The organism is Ruegeria sp. CK2 (genome assembly GCF_056536585.1).
This window is the reverse complement of sequence record NZ_JBQFPW010000002.1, coordinates 297533-314803: the sequence shown is the minus strand read 5'-3', so window position 1 is coordinate 314803 and position 17271 is coordinate 297533. Positions and strand designations below refer to the sequence as shown.

14 protein-coding genes are annotated in these 17271 nt (G+C 57.0%); 2 read left to right on the top strand and 12 right to left on the bottom strand.

From position 1 onward, the window contains the following. Positions 1 to 4: 4 nt before the first annotated feature. From ACR0BU_RS04705 to ACR0BU_RS04655, 11 genes are all read right to left on the bottom strand, one after another. A complete protein-coding gene (locus tag ACR0BU_RS04705) occupies positions 5 to 763 on the bottom strand; it encodes a 3-ketoacyl-ACP reductase (RefSeq protein WP_480735979.1) in 759 nt (252 codons plus the stop codon). Continuing rightward, positions 760 to 2250 carry a GMC oxidoreductase gene (locus ACR0BU_RS04700; protein WP_480735981.1) on the bottom strand — a complete coding sequence of 497 codons (1491 nt, stop codon included), beginning with the start codon at positions 2248 to 2250 and terminating at the stop codon, positions 760 to 762. Before ACR0BU_RS04700 ends, ACR0BU_RS04705 begins: the two co-directional genes overlap by 4 nt. Further along, a complete protein-coding gene (locus tag ACR0BU_RS04695) occupies positions 2247 to 3359 on the bottom strand; it encodes an ABC transporter ATP-binding protein (RefSeq protein WP_480735982.1) in 1113 nt (370 codons plus the stop codon). The genes ACR0BU_RS04700 and ACR0BU_RS04695 overlap by 4 nt, the downstream gene beginning before the upstream one ends. Before the next feature lie 6 nt (positions 3360 to 3365). Continuing rightward, the gene (locus ACR0BU_RS04690) at positions 3366 to 4247 is read right to left on the bottom strand and encodes a carbohydrate ABC transporter permease (RefSeq protein WP_480735984.1); all 882 of its coding nucleotides are present in this window, start codon (positions 4245 to 4247) and stop codon (positions 3366 to 3368) included. Further along, complete coding sequence (locus tag ACR0BU_RS04685; RefSeq protein ID WP_120631896.1) at positions 4247 to 5140, bottom strand: carbohydrate ABC transporter permease; 894 nt, start codon at positions 5138 to 5140, stop codon at positions 4247 to 4249. The genes ACR0BU_RS04690 and ACR0BU_RS04685 overlap by 1 nt, the downstream gene beginning before the upstream one ends. A gap of 97 nt (positions 5141 to 5237) precedes the next feature. Next, positions 5238 to 6488, bottom strand: a complete 1251-nt coding sequence (locus tag ACR0BU_RS04680) for an ABC transporter substrate-binding protein (RefSeq protein WP_480735986.1) — start codon at positions 6486 to 6488, stop codon at positions 5238 to 5240. Between the two features lie 59 nt (positions 6489 to 6547). Continuing rightward, positions 6548 to 8071 carry an aldehyde dehydrogenase family protein gene (locus ACR0BU_RS04675; RefSeq protein ID WP_480735987.1) on the bottom strand — a complete coding sequence of 508 codons (1524 nt, stop codon included), beginning with the start codon at positions 8069 to 8071 and terminating at the stop codon, positions 6548 to 6550. 4 nt (positions 8072 to 8075) lie between these two features. After that, positions 8076 to 8843 carry an enoyl-CoA hydratase/isomerase family protein gene (locus ACR0BU_RS04670; protein ID WP_480735988.1) on the bottom strand — a complete coding sequence of 256 codons (768 nt, stop codon included), beginning with the start codon at positions 8841 to 8843 and terminating at the stop codon, positions 8076 to 8078. Further along, positions 8840 to 10411 (bottom strand): acyl CoA:acetate/3-ketoacid CoA transferase, encoded by a 1572-nt coding sequence (locus ACR0BU_RS04665; protein ID WP_480735990.1) that lies wholly within the window; start codon positions 10409 to 10411, stop codon positions 8840 to 8842. The genes ACR0BU_RS04670 and ACR0BU_RS04665 overlap by 4 nt, the downstream gene beginning before the upstream one ends. Next, the gene (locus ACR0BU_RS04660) at positions 10411 to 11412 is read right to left on the bottom strand and encodes a Gfo/Idh/MocA family protein (RefSeq protein WP_480735992.1); all 1002 of its coding nucleotides are present in this window, start codon (positions 11410 to 11412) and stop codon (positions 10411 to 10413) included. Before ACR0BU_RS04660 ends, ACR0BU_RS04665 begins: the two co-directional genes overlap by 1 nt. A gap of 224 nt (positions 11413 to 11636) precedes the next feature. After that, positions 11637 to 12125 carry an Lrp/AsnC family transcriptional regulator gene (locus tag ACR0BU_RS04655; protein WP_298933600.1) on the bottom strand — a complete coding sequence of 163 codons (489 nt, stop codon included), beginning with the start codon at positions 12123 to 12125 and terminating at the stop codon, positions 11637 to 11639. A gap of 102 nt (positions 12126 to 12227) precedes the next feature. On the opposite strand from ACR0BU_RS04655, the gene putA reads away from it, so the two are divergent. Continuing rightward, positions 12228 to 15626 carry a bifunctional proline dehydrogenase/L-glutamate gamma-semialdehyde dehydrogenase PutA gene (gene putA / locus ACR0BU_RS04650; protein ID WP_480735993.1) on the top strand — a complete coding sequence of 1133 codons (3399 nt, stop codon included), beginning with the start codon at positions 12228 to 12230 and terminating at the stop codon, positions 15624 to 15626. Between the two features lie 42 nt (positions 15627 to 15668). After that, positions 15669 to 16412, top strand: coding sequence for a rhomboid family intramembrane serine protease (locus ACR0BU_RS04645; RefSeq protein ID WP_480735995.1), 744 nt, complete (start codon positions 15669 to 15671; stop codon positions 16410 to 16412). Between the two features lie 24 nt (positions 16413 to 16436). On the opposite strand, the gene ACR0BU_RS04640 is transcribed toward ACR0BU_RS04645, so the two are convergent. Beyond that, positions 16437 to 17222: an inositol monophosphatase family protein gene (locus tag ACR0BU_RS04640; protein ID WP_480735997.1), complete on the bottom strand. Its 786-nt coding sequence runs from the start codon at positions 17220 to 17222 to the stop codon at positions 16437 to 16439. Between the last annotated feature and the right edge of the window lie 49 nt (positions 17223 to 17271).

Here is a 17271-nt window from a genome sequence, read left to right as displayed (position 1 = left end):
GTGTTCAAAGCCGCGAGATTGACAGGCCGCCATCCACTGGGATCACGGCGCCGGTGGCGAATTGCATCTGGCCTCCAACAATCGGCAGAATGACATCCCCGATATCCTTCGGCTCCCCCCAGCGCGCCGCCGGGACAAGGCCACCCTCGATCCGATCCGTGTACTTGTCGCGCACCCCTACCGTCATGTCGGTGGCAATAATGCCCGGGCGCAACTCAAAGACGCCAATGCCAAGCGGTGCCATACGCACGGCAAAAAGCTGCGCCATCATCGCGGCGGCCGCTTTGGACACGCAATATTCTGCACGTTCAATCGACACCATCGTTGCGCTGACAGAGGTGACAAAGGTTATCGACCGATAGCTGTCCCGAGGCTGCGCCTCCATGCGTCGCGCTACGTGCTGAGCCAGAAAGAACGCCCCGCGCAGGTTGATATTCTGTACGGAATCCCAGTTCTCGGGCGTTAGATCCAGCATATCTCCGCGCACGGGCGCACCCACGCCTGCGTTGTTGATCAAAGCAGTGATCGGACCCAACTCAGCCTCGACCTGATCCAACAGCGTTGGGACATGAGCGATATCTGATACATCGTGCTGCACATGGATGGCGGCAGGGCCAAGTTCGGTCAATGCCGCCTTCACCGCGGGTGTGTCAGGGGCCGAGCGCGATGCCAATGCCACCTTATAACCGGCAGCGATCAGGGCACGGGAAATGCCCAGACCAATGCCTTTCTGCCCGCCGGTGACCAAAGCCGTTCCGCTCATGCTGCAAACTCCGTTTCGATAATGTGGCGACCCGCTCGCAAAGCGAGGGCGGCGACGGTCAGCGCCGGGTTTACGGCAGCCGAAGTCGGTAAGACCGACGCATCAACAATGAACAGGTTCCGATAGTCGTGGCTGCGGCAATGGGTGTCGACCACGCTGAGTGATGGATCGGCACCCATACGCGCCGTGCCACACTGATGCGACGGGGTGCGCCGATCAAACGGACGAGAAAGAACGATCGGAAACCCAGCTTGCCGCAGATGCTTTTTCAAACGCGCGACCAGTGCTTCGTGCGCTTGCCAGTTCGAACGCTTCCAATCCAGACAAATTTGCTGGCCTTGGACGGTCACGCGGCTGTCGCGGTTCGGTAAATCCTCGGACATCGCGTAGAAGTCAAAACTTCGATTGGCGATAAGCGCCGCGATGGGGCCCGGCAGGTTGGTTTGTGAAGCAAGGATTGGACCAGTGATCTTGCCTAGCATCTGGATGTTGCCCAAGGGCAGAACTCCGTTGCCGGCAGCGTTGTAATAGTCGTTAAACATCAGAGTCTTCTGATATACGGACCGGTTTCGGCGCAGCGGGTGAATAGCCAGCACTGCCGAGCAATTGTGGTTCATGAAGTTCCGGCCTACCTGATCTGACCGATTGGCAAGACCAGTTGGACAATTTTCGTTCGCGGACTTGAGCAACAACACTGTGGATTGAACTGCCCCGGCCGCCAGAGCAATCAAAGGGGCTTCAAAAGTGCCTCGCCCTTCGACTTCAACGCCTGAAACGCGACCTTCATCACTGGTTATCAACCTCTGCACAGCCGCACCGGTCTGCAGTTCCACATTTGAATGCAACAAAGCTTGGGCCAGCGCATTGGTTTCCGCATCCATCTTGCCACCGCAGGTGTTCGGATAGGCATCCCACGTGGTTTGTCCGTGTGCCAGCCATCTGTCGATATCGACCCCGAGCGGGACTGACGAAGGGGTCAGGCCAGTGCGCTGCAGACGAAGTCTGAGATCCGCAATATCGGGCTCATCCGGAACTGGAGGATATGGATAGTCACCGCTGTGGGGCGGCTCGGTTGGATCCTCGCTGGTGACACCGCGTACATTGTAAAGGGTCTCGGCCGCCTGATAATCAGCCTCGAGTTCTTCATATCGGATCGGCCAACCGGGTGATTGCCCGCCCATATGTTGGCGCGGTTCAAAATCCTCGGCCCGGTACCGTATCAGCGCCGCACCGTAGAATTTGGAATTCCCGCCCACACAATAATAGTTGCCCGGGCTGAAGAGTTTACCTTCGCCATCCTGCCATGTCTCATGGGGTCGAAAACGCCCGTCAGCGAATATCGCGTTTGGATCTCGATCCCAAGATGACGGGGTCAGACGTTCGCCCCGTTCAAGGATCAGGATTCGGCGCCCGCTCGGCGCAAGCACCGCAGCCAATGTCGCCCCGCCTATGCCGGACCCAATGATTATGACGTCGGCACGTGTCACGGAACGATCCGCATCTCGCTTTCAGGATCAAAGGCCACTGCCTTTTCCATGTTGATGGCAAAGTTGAAATCCTGACCTGCTGCAACCTCCGCATCCGAACGCATCCGGGCGATGACATCGCGCCCGCCCAATTGCATCGACACAAACGTGTCTGAACCCGCAGGTTCGGTCACAACGATACGGTTGGTCATATTCGCAATGTTCGAAGATTTTCGGTCGGCGCCATCCATATCGGTAATCGTTTCCGGTCGGACCCCCAGCAGGATGTCGCGCCCGGCCCACGTCGCTAGATTGTCCTGGCTAAAGGGCAAATGCGCCGTCGATCCATCGTGCAGCGCTACTTCGGCATGCGGGCGACCGTTCAACACCTCCACGCGCGCAGGCAACACGTTCATTGCAGGCGACCCCATGAAGGTGGCCACAAAGATATTGGCCGGGGTGTCGTAGATATCCTGTGGCGTACCAAGCTGCTGAACGTATCCGCCATTCATGACAGCGATCCGGCTGGACAGCGTCATGGCTTCGATCTGATCATGCGTTACATAGACAATGGTAGTGCCAAGATTTTGGTGCAGCTTCTTGATCTCGGTCCTCATATCCACACGCAGTTTTGCATCGAGGTTTGACAGAGGTTCGTCAAACAGGAACACGTCAGGTTCGCGCACCAACGCGCGTCCCATTGCAACCCGCTGACGCTGACCGCCAGAAAGCTGCCCGGGCTTACGGTCCAGCAATTGTTCGATCTGAAGCAGACGGGCGACTTCGATCATGGCCTTGTCGCGATCCGCTTTGGGAACGCCATGCATTTCCAGACCAAACGTGATGTTCTGTCCAACCGTCATATTCGGATAGAGCGCGTAGCTTTGGAACACCATGGCGATGTTGCGGTTCGATGGGTGGACCCCGTTCATCACCTTGTCCTTGATCCGAACCTCACCACTGGTGATCTCTTCCAGCCCGGCGATCATGTTCAACAAGGTTGACTTACCGCACCCGGATGGGCCGACGAGAACCAGAAACTCGCCTTCCTCCACCGAGATATCAACCTTGTGCAAAACCTCGACCGAGCCATAGGATTTGGTCGCGTTGTCTATGTCCAGAAAACCCATAAGGCCTTATCCTTTCACGGAACCCGCCATCAGGCCACGGACGAAGTATCGACCAGCCACGATGTAGACGAGCAGAGTTGGCAAGGCGGCAAGAATGGCGCCTGCAAAATGAACGTTGTATTCCTTCACACCGGTTGACGATTGCACCAGGTTGTTAAGCGCGACCGTCATCGGTTGGCTGTTGGCATCCGCAAAGGAGGCGCCAAACAGGAAGTCATTCCAGATGTTTGTGAACTGCCAGATGATTGAGACCACTGCGATTGGCCCGGAGCTGGGCAGAAGAATGCGCCAGAAGATCTGAAAGAACCCGGCCCCATCAATTTGCGCGGCCCGGATCAGTTCGGTTGGGAAGACAGCATAGTAGTTGCGGAAGTAAAGCGTCGTGAATCCGATACCGTACACCACATGCACCAGGGCCAGGCCCCAAGTCGTTCCGGCCAACCCCATCAGACCCAGCATGCGTGCCATAGGGATCAACACGATCTGGAACGGGATGAAACAGGCGAAAAGCATCAAGCCAAACAAGATAGTGTCGTATTTGAACCGCCACTTTGTCAGCACATACCCATTCAGCGCACCCAGAACGGTCGAGACTATGACAGCCGGAACCACCATCTTGATGGAATTCCAGAAATACGGGCGCAGGCCTGTCGGCTCGACCCCGATCTGAGCCGACGACCAGGCTTTGATCCAGGGCTCAAAGGTAAAGACCTGCGGCAAGTTCATCATGCCGCCGCCGGTAATCTCTTCCAGCGGTTTCAGTGAGTTTGCCAGCATCACGTAAAGCGGCAGAAGATAGAACAGTGAGAACAGTAATAGCACCAGATAGATCAGCGTGCGCGTGATGCGCCCGGTGCGGATCGCGGTATCCTGAGTCGCCTGAGCCATCAGCGTTTCTCCCGCAATTCAGCATAAAGATAGGGGATCATGATCGCTGCGATAGTCATCAGCATAATCGTCGCCGATGCAGCACCAATCCCCATCTGATTTCGGGTGAAGGTGTAAGAATACATGAAGGTTGCGGGCAGCTCGGTCGCGCGGCCTGGGCCGCCTCCGGTCAAGGCGATCACAAGGTCAAATGTCTTGATGGCCAGATGGCTGAGGATAACAAACGCAGACAGGAATGCAGGTCGCAATTGCGGAATAATGATGCGACGGTAGAGGTTCCAGTTCGACGCACCATCCATCTGTGCGGCACGCAGTATTTCGTTGTCGATCCCCCGCAGACCAGCAAGAAACATCGCCATAACGAAACCGCTGGTCTGCCATACGGCGGCCAGAACAACCGTGTAAATTGCGTAGTCTCGGTTTTTGATCCAGTCAAACTCGAAACTTTCCCAACCCCAGCTGTGCATCACGTTTTCCAACCCGATACCGGGGTCCAAAAACCACTTCCAAGCGGTACCTGTCACGATAAAGCTGAGTGCCATGGGATATAGGTAAATCGGGCGCAGCAAACCTTCACCGCGGATTTTCTGATCAAGGAAGATCGCTAGGCCAAGCCCGATACAGGTGCAGATCACGATATAAAGACCCGCAAAGATGCCCATATTGATCAGGGACGTTTCCCAATGGCTAAGCCGCCAAAGTTTGTCGTAGTTTTCCCAACCAACCCATCCAAATGACGGCAGGATGCGGCTGTCGGTAAAGGACAGGTAGACCGAAAACAGGATGAACCCGTAAACAAAGACCAGCATCATCGCCAACGAAGGCGACAGGACCAGTTTCGGGATCCAGTTTTGAAGGCGTGTCTTGAAATCCGCGTCGGCTGAAACAGCCATGGCGCGCCCTCCTAAAGTGGTGGTGTTCTAAGGCTTGGATTGCCCTCTTGGGACAGGGCGGTCGAATGACCGCCCCATCGGGAGGATCACTTTTCGATCACTTGGCGATCGATACGGCGTCAACCAGCTCGACCACAGCTGTTTCGCTGTCGTACTCACCGTTGAAATGCGCCGTCACGACGTCATAGACCGCATTCTTGACCGACGCGGGCGCTGCGTGGCCATGAGCCATCGAACCAAACAGGTTACCCGATGCCGCTGCTGCGGCCAGATCTTTCATGCCTTGCTTACCGCAGGCGTCAAAATCTGCGTCGCTGACATCTGTACGGGCCGGGACCGATCCCTTCACGACATTGAATGCCGACTGGAATGCGGGCGACAGGATGGCACTGGCAAGTGCGGCTTGTTCTGCCGAAACCGAACCGCCCTGATCGAACATCATGAACTGGTCGGCGTTGAACGTGACCTGATCGGCCGTTCCCGGGAAGCGGAAGCACAGGAAGTCTTCACCCGGAGCTTTGTCCGCATTCAGAAACTCGCCTTTTGCCCAGTCGCCCATCATCTGGAAACCGGCTTCACCATTGATGACCATCGCCGTGGCGAGGTTCCAGTCGCGGCCCGAGAAGTTTTCGTCAACGTTGTCACGGATAAAGGCCATGCGGTCGAAGGCTTCTTTCATTGCGTCTCCGCCAAGTGTGCCTTCGTCCAGATCAACAAACGCCGCCTTGTAACCATCCGGACCCAGGGTCGACATCGCAACCGCATCAAATATGGTCGCGTCCTGCCATGCCTGACCACCATGTGCGATCGGCGTAATACCCGCGGCTTTCAACGCCTCGACGGCTGCAACAAATTCGTCCCAGCTGGCTGGTTGCGCGATGCCATTTGCGTCCAGCACGGCCTTGTTCGCCCAAACCCAGTTGGTCGAGTGGACGTTGACAGGCGCAGACACCCACTTACCGTCATGCTTGGCAAACGCTTTCAACGCGTCAGGTACAACGTCGTCCCAGCCTTCTTTGGCAGCAACGTCATTCAAGTCAGCCAGCGCACCCTGTGCGGCCCAGTCCTGAATATCAAAGCCCAAACCCTGTACAGCTGTTGGTGCGTTACCAGCAGTGACACGCGCCCGCAAAACGGTCATCGCCTGTTCACCACCGCCGCCTGCAACAGGCATATCGGTCCAGCCAACGCCCTGTCCTGACAAATCGTCCTTCAGGACGTTCAGCGCTGCGGCTTCGCCGCCTGACGTCCACCAATGCAGAACTTCGACCTCTTCGGCATGGGCAAGGCTGGACGTGCACAGCAGGCCAGCCACAATGGCCGATTTCGTCTTGAGTAGTTTGCGCATTATATTTCCTCCCTAAATGCGATCGTCGTTCGTTGAGCACCTTTTGTAGGTGCCTGTTGTTAGCTTTCCTGCACCCATCGCGTCCGGCTGTTGCCGATCCGCATAACCACAGATTTCACTTCAAAGAATTCCTCGAACCCATATCGTCCAATCTCTCGTCCCTGCCCTGATTGCTTGAACCCACCGAAGGCAACTTCGGGGAATCCATCCATCCAGGTGTTGGTCCAGACCGTTCCCGTTTCTGCACGGCGGGCGAATTCAAGGCAGGTGTGAACACTCTCACTCCACGCGCCCGCGGACAGACCGTAAGCGCTATCATTGGTCAGTGTAACGGCCTCGTCCAGTGTTTTGAACGTCAGGATGGAAAGAACCGGGCCAAACACTTCGTCCCGTGCGATGGGCATGTCGGGCGTGACCTCGTCTATCACTGTTGGCTGATAGAACTGATTGCCCAGACCTTCGACGTTCAACGGGGCACCGCCAAGCACAACAGTCGCGCCATTGGCCTCGGCTTCCTTGACATAAGCATCAATTTTCAAGTTGTGCTGCGGGGTTACGATTGCGCCCACTTGCGTAGTTGGATCAAGCGGATCGCCGAACTTAACCTTGCGAGACAGGTCAACAACACGGTCGCGGAAATCTTCTGCAATATCTTCATGCACGATAATCCGACTGCTTGAGTTGCAGCACTGCCCTACGTTGAAATAGACACCAAAAACAACCGCATCCGCAGCAGCATCCAAATCGGCATCCGGGAAGATCACTTGGGGGTTCTTGCCGCCTAGTTCCAGAGCCACTTTCTTAAGCGTGTCCGACGCTGTTGCGCTAATGGTTTTGCCAACCCCCGTCGACCCCGTGAAGCTCACCATATCTACGGCCGGGTGGCTGGACATCAAGCTACCAACCGGCACACCGTACCCAAGCACAATATTGCAGACACCAGCTGGTAGACCTGCCTCGACCAGCAGCTCACCCAGCATCAGGGTTGTCGAAGGCGTCATCTCTGACGGTTTCACCACGACGGTGCAGCCCGCCGCCAGTGCAAAGGGCAGTTTCTGGCTGAGAATCCAGAATGGGAAGTTCCACGGCGTGATGATCGACACTACGCCGATAGGCTCTTTCAGAACCATGCCTACTATGTCTTCACCCAGCGTGTTGTGACTGTCCCCATGTGTGCTGCGTGCCAGCGAGGCCGCATAGCGCCACAAATCTGCAGCACCGCCGACTTCTGCCTGGGACTGGCTGATCGGCTTACCGCTTTCCAGTGTTTCCATCAACGCGATGCGGTCGACATTGCACTCAATCAAGTCCGCAACTTTGAGTAAGATCAATGCGCGGTGTTTGCCAGATGCCCGGCTCCAGACCCCGCTGTCAAAAGCCGCGCGGGCCGCTTCAATCGCTTTCTCAGCCTCAGCCTCTCCGCCCAATGCGGATCGGCTGACGATGTGCCCATGCGACGGGGAGTGGCGTTCGAAGGTCTCACCAGATGCGCTGTCACAAAAAACACCGTTGATCAGGTGCCGACCTTCGAAAGGTTCGGGCAGATCGAAAGAAATTGCGGAGTTGATCGAAAGATCTTTCATCTTGTCAAAGGCCTGAAAACTGAGGGTTTCGTTTTTCCTTAAAGGCCGCAACACCTTCGTCGCGATCCGCTGAAGCCGCAGCCGCAGCGCTACCGAGGGCTTCGACGACGGCCTGCGTGTCTTCGCCAACCGCTGCATGGATCATGTTTTTTGAGATTTCCACGGCACGCGGGGACAAGCCTTGTATGTCAGCCACCATCTCAAGCGCGCGGGCCAGTGGATCGTCTGCCACCTCGGCCGCGAAACCTAGTTCAACAGCGCGTTCCGCCCCAATACGACGGCCAAACAGCGCCATCTCTTTCACAGCGCCTTCCGGGATCAGCCGGGTCAGCCGCTGCGTTCCTGACCAACCAGGCACAATCCCGACGCGTGCCTCTGGCAAGGCCAGCGTCGCACGGGGGGCCACAAGCCGCAGATCACAACAACTGGCCAATTCCAGCCCTCCGCCAAATGCATGGCCGTTAATCGCGGCAATCGTCGGCTTGCCCAGCCGCGCCAATCGGTCAAAAATCCGATGTCCGTCCCGCACCCAATGGCGCGAAAACTCAGCCGGGCTTAAGTCACCCCATGCGCCAATGTCGGCGCCGCAGCAAAAAGCCTTGTGGCCCGCACCGGTTACGATCAAGCTTCGTAGTGAGCTGTCGCGCTCAACTTCCTGAACCCGCGCTTCCAGCGCATCCAACATCTGCGTCGTCAAAGCATTCAGTTTGGCCGCGTTGTCCAACGTTAAGACTGCCGTTGACCCATCGATATGGAAACCAATCCCGCTCATGGGGTCATCCCCATGGAGCCTTCGGCAAAAAGCGTACCGGGCATGAGTTTGGCGTTTTCTGCCACGGATATACGCCCGCCGGACGCGTCGACGATATCGCGCTTCGGATCAATACCGGGCATGATCTCGGTCGCGACCAAACCGCCCTCAGTCAAGCAGATCACGCAGCGTTCGGTGACATATAGAACGTCTTGACCCGTCTCGCGCGCACGGCGCCCCGAGAAGGTGACATGTTCAACCTGGTCCACCATCTTGGTGAATTTTCCGGGCGCTGTGACTTTGATACCATCTGATCCCAGATCGATCTTGGCGCCTGCCTCGAACCAACCGGAAAACACGATTTTCTTCGCCCGCGCTGTGATATCAACAAAACCACCGCATCCCGCTGTCAGGTAAGGTTTTTTGCCTAGCTTGGAGACGTTCACATTGCCTTCGACATCCACCTCGAGGAACGACAGGAAAGACATATCGAACCCACCGCCCTGAAAGTAGATGAACTGTTGTGGCGACGGTACGTAGGCATGGGCATTGGACGCGCATCCAAACGCAAATCCAGTCAGGGGCACACCACCCACGGCACCTTGCTCAATGGCCCAGGTCACTGCCTGCGGGTGGCCCTCTTCCAGTAGAATACGCGGGACCATTGCGCTGATCCCAAAGCCCAGATTCGCACTCATCCCCTTGCGCAACTCCAAAGCGGCCCGGCGCGCGATGACCTTCTCGACACCGTGTTCTGCTAGAGAAAAACTATCCCAGGGACGCATGACCTGTCCTGATATCGCCGGATCATAGGGTGTCTCAGTGGTCTGTTTCTGAAGCGGGTCCTCAACAATCAGGTCAACCAGATGACCCGGGACACGCACATCATGGGGCCGCAGACTGCCCGCAGCAGTGACTCGCTTAACCTGTGCGATCACCAGCCCACCGTGGTTGCGCACGCAGATTGCCTGTTCCAACCCGCCCAGATACGCACCTTCATGTTCGTATGTCAGATTTCCGAATTCATCCGCAGTGGTGGCGCGCATAATACAAACGTTCGGAACGATGTTGGGAAAGTGTAACCAGGTCTGACCATCGAATTCTGCCCGAGCCACGATCGGTGCATCCGCACCGCGCGCATTCATCGCACAGCCTTCTCGGACCGGATCAACAAAGGTATCCAATCCGACTTGGGTTAACACGCCGGGCCGCCTTGCAGCAGCCTCGCGGTGCATATCGTACAGAATGCCCGAGGGAACGTTATAGGCTGCCACCCGATCCTCGACGATCATCTTCCAGATTTCAGGCATCTCAAGGCTTGAAGGGCCCGAAGGGTACGATCCGGCCAAAACGCGGCTCAGCAGCCCGTCTTGGGCCAGATGCTCCATACCCTTTACCCCGTACATGTCCCCTGCCGCGATGGGGTGAAGCGTTGTGATGTTGCGCGGATGCCCTTCGGCCTGAAACCGCTGACCGATGGCTTCGAGCACCAGATCGGGGCATCCCAAAGCGGAAGATGACGACACCGTCACCACTGCATCGTCTGGGATGCGAGAAACAGCCTGGGATGCGGATACAAGCTTGGTCATCAGAACCCACCGTAATCGACATCAACCCGCTGCCCGGTTGCGGCGGCTTTACGCACGCAAAGTGCCACAGACAGGGATTTTACCCCATCTGGGCCATCGGCGGCAGGCCGACCCTGTCCTGTGGTGGCGGCAACAAACTCGGAAACGCCTTGAACATACAGGTCATGATCCGAGTACGAGATGTTTTCCTGACCGGCCTCGGTCACCAAGGTGATGTCGCCAATCGGGCTTTGGGTCATAATGCCCTTTGCAAAAATCGATCCGTGCGTTCCGTGCACCTCCAAACCTGATCCGGCAAAAGGGTGCGTAAAGCTCTCATGTGTCATGACCATCGCACCGGAGGGCATGGTCCAGACAGACATGCAAGAATCCTCGACCCCCTGCCCCATGCCCGAGCTAGCCATCTGAGCCACGATAGAGGCCGGGTCCTCCTGCAGCAGGAAGCGCGTAACATCTGCGTCATGCACCACAATGTCAGGAATCACGCCGCCCCCGGCACCTGCATCGTTTATCCGCCACCCTTGTAGATTGCCCGGTAAGTGAACGGCATGATGAATGCGCAACGACAGTACCTGCCCCACGCGCCCTGCAGCAATCAGATCACGGATCGCGCGATGGCTGCCCGAGCAGCGCAGGTGGTGATTGGTGCCAAAGACGGCATCCGCTGCCTCGGCTGCGCGCACCATCTCAATTGCCTCTTCCTGGGTCATCCCCAATGGCTTTTCGCACAACACGTGTTTGCCTGCCGAAATGGCGGCCATGGCCTGCGCATGATGCTTTTCGTTGGTGGATGAAATGTAGACAGCCTTTACCTTGGGATCAGAAAGCGCCTCGGACAGGTTGGTCGTCGCGCACGCAATTCCATGATCATCGGCCCATAACTGAACCCGTTCAGGAGAATTGCTAACGATCCAGGTCACATTGTGCCCTGGTTGTTGGCGTACTGCGTTCAGCATGTGTTGGGCAGCGATTGTACTTGCTCCAACAAAAACCCAGTCCATTTCAGACCCCCTCAATTAGAACGTTCCAATTCATTACTGGAACGTTCCAAATTTAGCAATAAGAGAATTCAAATCACGTCTGATCGGAGTAGCACGGCCTAAACGAGTCAACGAGTTTTGGCTGCCAAAGACTATTGCAAAAAGCCATTTCAGCATCGGCTTGGCTTTACCTTTTGCTGGGTCGTACCCCGGATCAGGTCACAGTCTCAGTCGACGGGCGCCGTTCAGCCCGTACTGTTCAGCGCGCCCAACATTCCGGTTTCTTTGACCGCCTCCATCGCGACAAATGTGGATGTACTGGCGACATGCGGCAGGGAAGAGACCTTCTCAGCTAGCACAGCGCGATACTCTGACATCGAACCGGTGCGAATTTTCAATAGGTAGTCGAAATTCGAGGCGATCATATGCGCCTGTTCTATTTCAGCTACCTTTCGAACCGCCGCATTGAACTCAGCCAGCGCCTTTTCACGCGTGTCTGCCAAACGCACCTCGACAAAGGCAACGTGATCCAACCCAAGACGGATCGGGTCCAACATGGCGCGATAACCGGTGATGATTCCATCGGCTTCCAACCGTTTCAGACGTGCCTGCGTGGGCGATTTGGACAGCCCAATCTTTCGGGCGAGATCCGCAACTGAAATACGTCCGTCTTCGGCAAGCACCTTAACGATAGAGCGGTCAAACCGATCCAACGTTGGAAAGTCTTTTTGCATCTCAGCCCCCTAAATCTTCAGGCGATTGGACCACAATACAGCAAAACTCGGTCCGTTGTCCTGTCATTTAGCGAATATACTAACAAAAAGCCCGGAGAAACCATGTCACATAACCTGAGTACCCGTATCGATACCCTGACCTATGCGGACCAGACCGCAATTCTTGATGCCCTGATCCATCAGGCGGCCCTTACGGACGCAGATCGCAGCGCAGTTTGCGATGCAGCCGCGCAGCTTGTTCGAGACATCCGATCGAACACATCACCCGGTATGATGGAGGTCTTTCTGGCCGAGTATGGCCTGTCCACAGACGAAGGCATCGCCTTGATGTGCCTTGCCGAAGCGCTGCTCCGCGTTCCCGATGCGGATACGATCGACGCGCTGATCGAAGATAAAATCGCGCCATCGGACTGGGGTAAACATCTGGGACAGTCCTCATCATCTTTAGTTAACGCATCAACTTGGGCGTTGATGCTGACGGGCAAAGTCCTGGATGAAGGCAAGGCATCGCCGGTCGGTGCATTGCGGGGCGCGATCAAGCGTCTGGGCGAGCCGGTGATCCGAACCGCCGTCGGACGCGCCATGAAAGAGATGGGACGCCAGTTTGTGCTGGGCGAAACGATCCAGTCCGCCATGAAACGGGCCAGCGGGATGGAGGAGAAAGGTTATACCTACTCCTATGATATGCTGGGCGAGGCTGCGCGGACAGACGCGGATGCGGCGCGGTATCATCTGTCATATTCCCGGGCCATCGCCGCGATTGCCGAAGCTTGCACACATGACGACATCCGTGCCAATCCCGGTATCTCGGTCAAGCTGTCGGCACTGCACCCAAGATACGAATTGGCCCAGGAAGAACGGGTGATGAAGGATTTGGTCCCGCGCCTGCGCTCTCTTGCACTGCTGGCGAAATCGGCCGGAATGGGCTTGAACGTTGACGCCGAAGAAGCTGATCGCCTGTCGCTGTCAATGCAGGTGATCGAAACGGTGATGGCCGAACCGGCGCTGGCCGGTTGGGATGGCTTCGGCATTGTTGTTCAGGCTTACGGCCCGCGTGCCGGGCTGGTTCTGGATACGCTTTACGAGATGGCCCAAAGACACGACCGCAAACTCATGGTCCGTCTGGTCAAAGGTGCCTATTGGGACACCGAAATCAAACGCGCGCAGGTCGAAGGTGTCGACGGCTTTCCGGTGTTTACCCACAAGGCTGCAACCGATGTGTCCTACATCGCCAACGCCCGTAAGCTTTTGGGTATGACCGACCGCATCTATCCTCAATTCGCCACGCACAATGCGCATACCGTCAGCGCGATCGCACACATGGCCGAGGATCAACAGTATGAATTCCAGCGCCTGCATGGCATGGGTGAGACACTGCATCAGATTGTGAAGGACCAACGGGGTACGCGCTGCCGCATTTACGCTCCGGTTGGCGCACACCGTGACCTGCTGGCCTATCTGGTCCGACGGCTGTTGGAAAACGGGGCAAATTCGTCCTTCGTCAATCAAATCGTAGACGAGAACGTGCCGCCAGAGGAGGTCGCTGCAGATCCCTTTAGCACCATTCAGACACCGCCTGCCCCTTTGCCGACCGGACCAGAATTGTACCAGCCTGAACGACCAAACTCAAACGGCTTCGATCTGAATCACACCCCGACGCTTGACATGATCGACACCGCGCGGGACCAGTTCCGAAGCTCTGATTGGCATGCTCGACCGCTATTGTCAGACAAAGCCAAGCCGGTGTCAGATGAACCCATCGTCAACCCAGCCGATCCCCAAGACGTGCCTGGTACTGTTTCGCAGGCGAGCGCTGAAGATGTCGAGCTGGCGCTTGCGTCGGCAAGCCAATGGCGGGTTCAGGCCACCGAACGCGCCCGTATCCTGAACGCTGCAGCGGATCTGTACGAAACGCATTACGGTGAACTCTTTGCCCTTTTGGCACGTGAAGCGGGAAAATCTCTGCCCGATGCGGTTGCGGAACTGCGCGAAGCGGTCGATTTTCTACGCTACTACGCCGCCAATATCCCGGATTCCGATCCAGCTGGTACGTTCACTTGTATCAGCCCATGGAACTTCCCATTGGCCATCTTTTCCGGTCAGATCGCGGCAGCCTTGGCCACGGGCAATGCAGTTTTGGCAAAGCCTGCGCCACAAACACCTCTGATCGCACACCGTGCAGTTCAGCTTTTACATGAGGCCGGAGTGCCCCGCGATGTGTTGCAACTGCTGCCGGGTGGCCCGGCTGTTGGCGCGGCATTGACCTCGGATGCGCGCGTGTCCGGTGTGGCCTTTACTGGATCAACCGTCACGGCGCTGAAAATCAGAACGGCAATGGCCGAGAACATGCGCCCCGGAACGCCGCTGATTGCGGAAACCGGTGGTCTTAACGCAATGATCGTCGACAGCACGGCCCTGCCCGAGCAGGCCGTTCAGTCCATCATTGAGAGCGCGTTTCAGTCGGCAGGTCAGCGATGCTCAGCGCTGCGCTGCCTGTATCTGCAGGAAGACATCGCCGAGGATGTACTGACGATGCTCAAAGGCGCGATGGACGCCTTGTCGGTTGGGAACCCATGGATGATCTCAACCGATTGCGGTCCGGTCATTGACGAACTGGCACGTCAGGGCATCGCGGATCATGTCGCACAGGCGCGCAGCGAGGGGCGGGTTCTCAAGGAACTTGACGCACCTAACAAAGGAATATTTGTTGCCCCCACATTGATCAAGGTCTCGGGTATCTCGGCCATGGAACGCGAGATCTTTGGTCCCGTCTTGCACGTTGCACGCTTCAAAGCTCAGGAAATCGACAAGGTCATCGCCGATATCAACGCTACCGGCTACGGGCTCACCTTTGGCCTCCATACCCGGATTGATGACCGGGTGCAGCACGTCACCGAAGCGATCCACGCGGGCAACATCTATGTGAACCGCAACCAGATCGGAGCCATTGTCGGATCGCAACCGTTTGGTGGGGAAGGTCTTTCCGGCACCGGGCCGAAGGCAGGCGGACCCAACTATATGGCCCGGTTCTGTGCACCGGATCGCCAAGCTGCGACGGGTACTTGGGACGCCAAGGCAGATCTGCCCGCGTCGCAGGCGCAACCTGCCGCGGTCAAAACCCAATCTCTGCCAGGTCCAACCGGCGAGTCCAACCGCCTGAGCGAATACCCTCGCCCACCGTTGTTATGCATGGGTCCCGGAGAAACCGCGGCGCGCGCGCAAGCGGAGTCTGTGATGAACCTTGGTGGGACTGCAATTCAAGCGACGGGCATGCTGGACCTGCATCGGTTGGAAGACCTGACCGAAATCTCAGGCGTCTTGTGGTGGGGTGATGATGAGACTGCACGTCAGATCGAGCTGTCTCTGGCCCGGCGGGATGGCCCTATCCTGCCCCTGATCCCGGGGAAGCCAGACCGGACGCGTGTACTGGGCGAACGTCATGTTTGCGTCGATACCACAGCAGCGGGTGGCAACGCCGCCTTGTTGGGTGGTGCGGCATAACCTTGCCTTGACGCTGGGCGCGGAAAAGCCCAGCGTCGCGCCATGTTTCCTATTCGCGACCATAACCCTTCGGGGCGTACCCCTTACGTCGTCTATGCCCTGATGGCGGCGAACATTCTGATCTTCCTCAGCTATGTCGGGATCATGAATGACGCGCCACTGATCAACAGGTTCTATTTCGATTACGCGATCATCCCGGCGCGGATCAGCGACGGGGTGGCCTTCGAGACCTTCGTGACGTCAATGTTCCTGCATGGAGGCTGGATGCATCTGGCGGGCAACATGCTGTTCCTGTGGATCTTTGGCGACAACCTCGAGGACGAAATGGGCCATGTCCTGTTTCTTGTCTTTTACCTCGTCGCAGGCATCGGAGCCGGTCTGATCCATGTGATCACCGCACCCGAGTCGGTTGTGCCGACAATAGGGGCCTCTGGCGCGATTGCTGGTGTCATGGGCGGCTATCTGCTGCTGTTCCCGAAGGCGCGTGTGGATATCTTGCTGATCCTGATCGTCTATTTTCGCGTGTTCACGATACCAGCCTTTGTGATGCTTGGCGTCTGGCTGGGCATGCAGTTTCTTGGCAGCCTGTCCAGCAACCCGGACGAAGGCGGCGTCGCCTATTGGGCACATACCGGCGGGTTTGTCGTCGGGTTGCTTCTATGCGTTCCGCTGTGGCTTAAGCGAGGGGGCATGGCGTTTTGGAGTCAAACCCACGGGCACCCACCACATCCAGAGGCAAAATACCCCTTGTCCCGTTCGAGAATTCCAAAGATTCCGCGCAAGTGACTGTGGCCAGCCCAAGTAACGAGATTAGTCTCGGATCACTTTGGCGAACGTGTCAAAGATCGGTTCGTTCGCACAAATGACTTCACCGTCAGTCAGAATATCACCTTCGGGATTCAGAGGCTGCACAAAACCGCCCGCTTCTTTCACGATGATGATCCCTGCCGCAATATCCCATGCGTTCAACCGGCGTTCCCAAAACCCTTCGTAGCGACCGGCGGCGACATAGGCCATGTCGAGCGCGGCAGCACCCCAACGGCGGACACCGGCGCAAACGGGCATCAGACGCGCGAGATCTTGCAGTGTAGCGGGCAGGTCTGAACGGCCGCCGAATGGCAACCCTGTCGAGAAGATGGACTCGATCATGCGATGCCGTCCAGACACGCGAATTCGCATGTCGTTCATCCAAGCGCCTTCACCTTTTTCGGCAAAGAACATCTCGTCCTTAGCAGCGTCGTAGATCACACCAGCGACGATATTGCCTTTGTGCTCAAGGGCAATTGAAACGGCCCAATGCGGCAAGCCATGCAGGAAGTTGGTCGTGCCATCCAGGGGGTCGACAATCCAGCGGCGGGTTGGATCTTCACCGTCGATCGACCCGCCCTCTTCGGCCAGCCAGCCGTAAGTCGGGCGCGCACCCAGAAGTTCTTCCTTGAGAATTGCTTCAGCAGCGATATCAGCCTTGGAGACAAAATCACCCGCGCCCTTCATCGACACCTGCAAGTTCTCGACTTCACGAAAATCCTTGACCAAAGAACGACCCGCCTTGCGCGCGGCCTTGATCATGATGTTGAGATTTGCACTGCCAACCATTGTCCAAAGGCTCCTGTCCGGTCAAACCGCGCGTATACTGACGCTAGGC

What these genes read in the sequence shown, in the direction of transcription:
- ACR0BU_RS04705 (WP_480735979.1), bottom strand. Translation starts at nt 763, where the DNA reads ATGAGCGGAACGGCTTTGGTCACCGGCGGGCAGAAAGGCATTGGTCTG.
- ACR0BU_RS04665 (WP_480735990.1), bottom strand. Translation starts at nt 10,411, where the DNA reads ATGACCAAGCTTGTATCCGCATCCCAGGCTGTTTCTCGCATCCCAGAC.
- ACR0BU_RS04685 (WP_120631896.1), bottom strand. Translation starts at nt 5,140, where the DNA reads ATGGCTGTTTCAGCCGACGCGGATTTCAAGACACGCCTTCAAAACTGG.
- putA (WP_480735993.1), top strand. Translation starts at nt 12,228, where the DNA reads ATGTCACATAACCTGAGTACCCGTATCGATACCCTGACCTATGCGGAC.
- ACR0BU_RS04690 (WP_480735984.1), bottom strand. Translation starts at nt 4,247, where the DNA reads ATGGCTCAGGCGACTCAGGATACCGCGATCCGCACCGGGCGCATCACG.
- ACR0BU_RS04675 (WP_480735987.1), bottom strand. Translation starts at nt 8,071, where the DNA reads ATGAAAGATCTTTCGATCAACTCCGCAATTTCTTTCGATCTGCCCGAA.
- ACR0BU_RS04680 (WP_480735986.1), bottom strand. Translation starts at nt 6,488, where the DNA reads ATGCGCAAACTACTCAAGACGAAATCGGCCATTGTGGCTGGCCTGCTG.
- ACR0BU_RS04695 (WP_480735982.1), bottom strand. Translation starts at nt 3,359, where the DNA reads ATGGGTTTTCTGGACATAGACAACGCGACCAAATCCTATGGCTCGGTC.
- ACR0BU_RS04655 (WP_298933600.1), bottom strand. Translation starts at nt 12,125, where the DNA reads ATGCAAAAAGACTTTCCAACGTTGGATCGGTTTGACCGCTCTATCGTT.
- ACR0BU_RS04645 (WP_480735995.1), top strand. Translation starts at nt 15,669, where the DNA reads ATGTTTCCTATTCGCGACCATAACCCTTCGGGGCGTACCCCTTACGTC.
- ACR0BU_RS04640 (WP_480735997.1), bottom strand. Translation starts at nt 17,222, where the DNA reads ATGGTTGGCAGTGCAAATCTCAACATCATGATCAAGGCCGCGCGCAAG.
- ACR0BU_RS04670 (WP_480735988.1), bottom strand. Translation starts at nt 8,843, where the DNA reads ATGAGCGGGATTGGTTTCCATATCGATGGGTCAACGGCAGTCTTAACG.
- ACR0BU_RS04660 (WP_480735992.1), bottom strand. Translation starts at nt 11,412, where the DNA reads ATGGACTGGGTTTTTGTTGGAGCAAGTACAATCGCTGCCCAACACATG.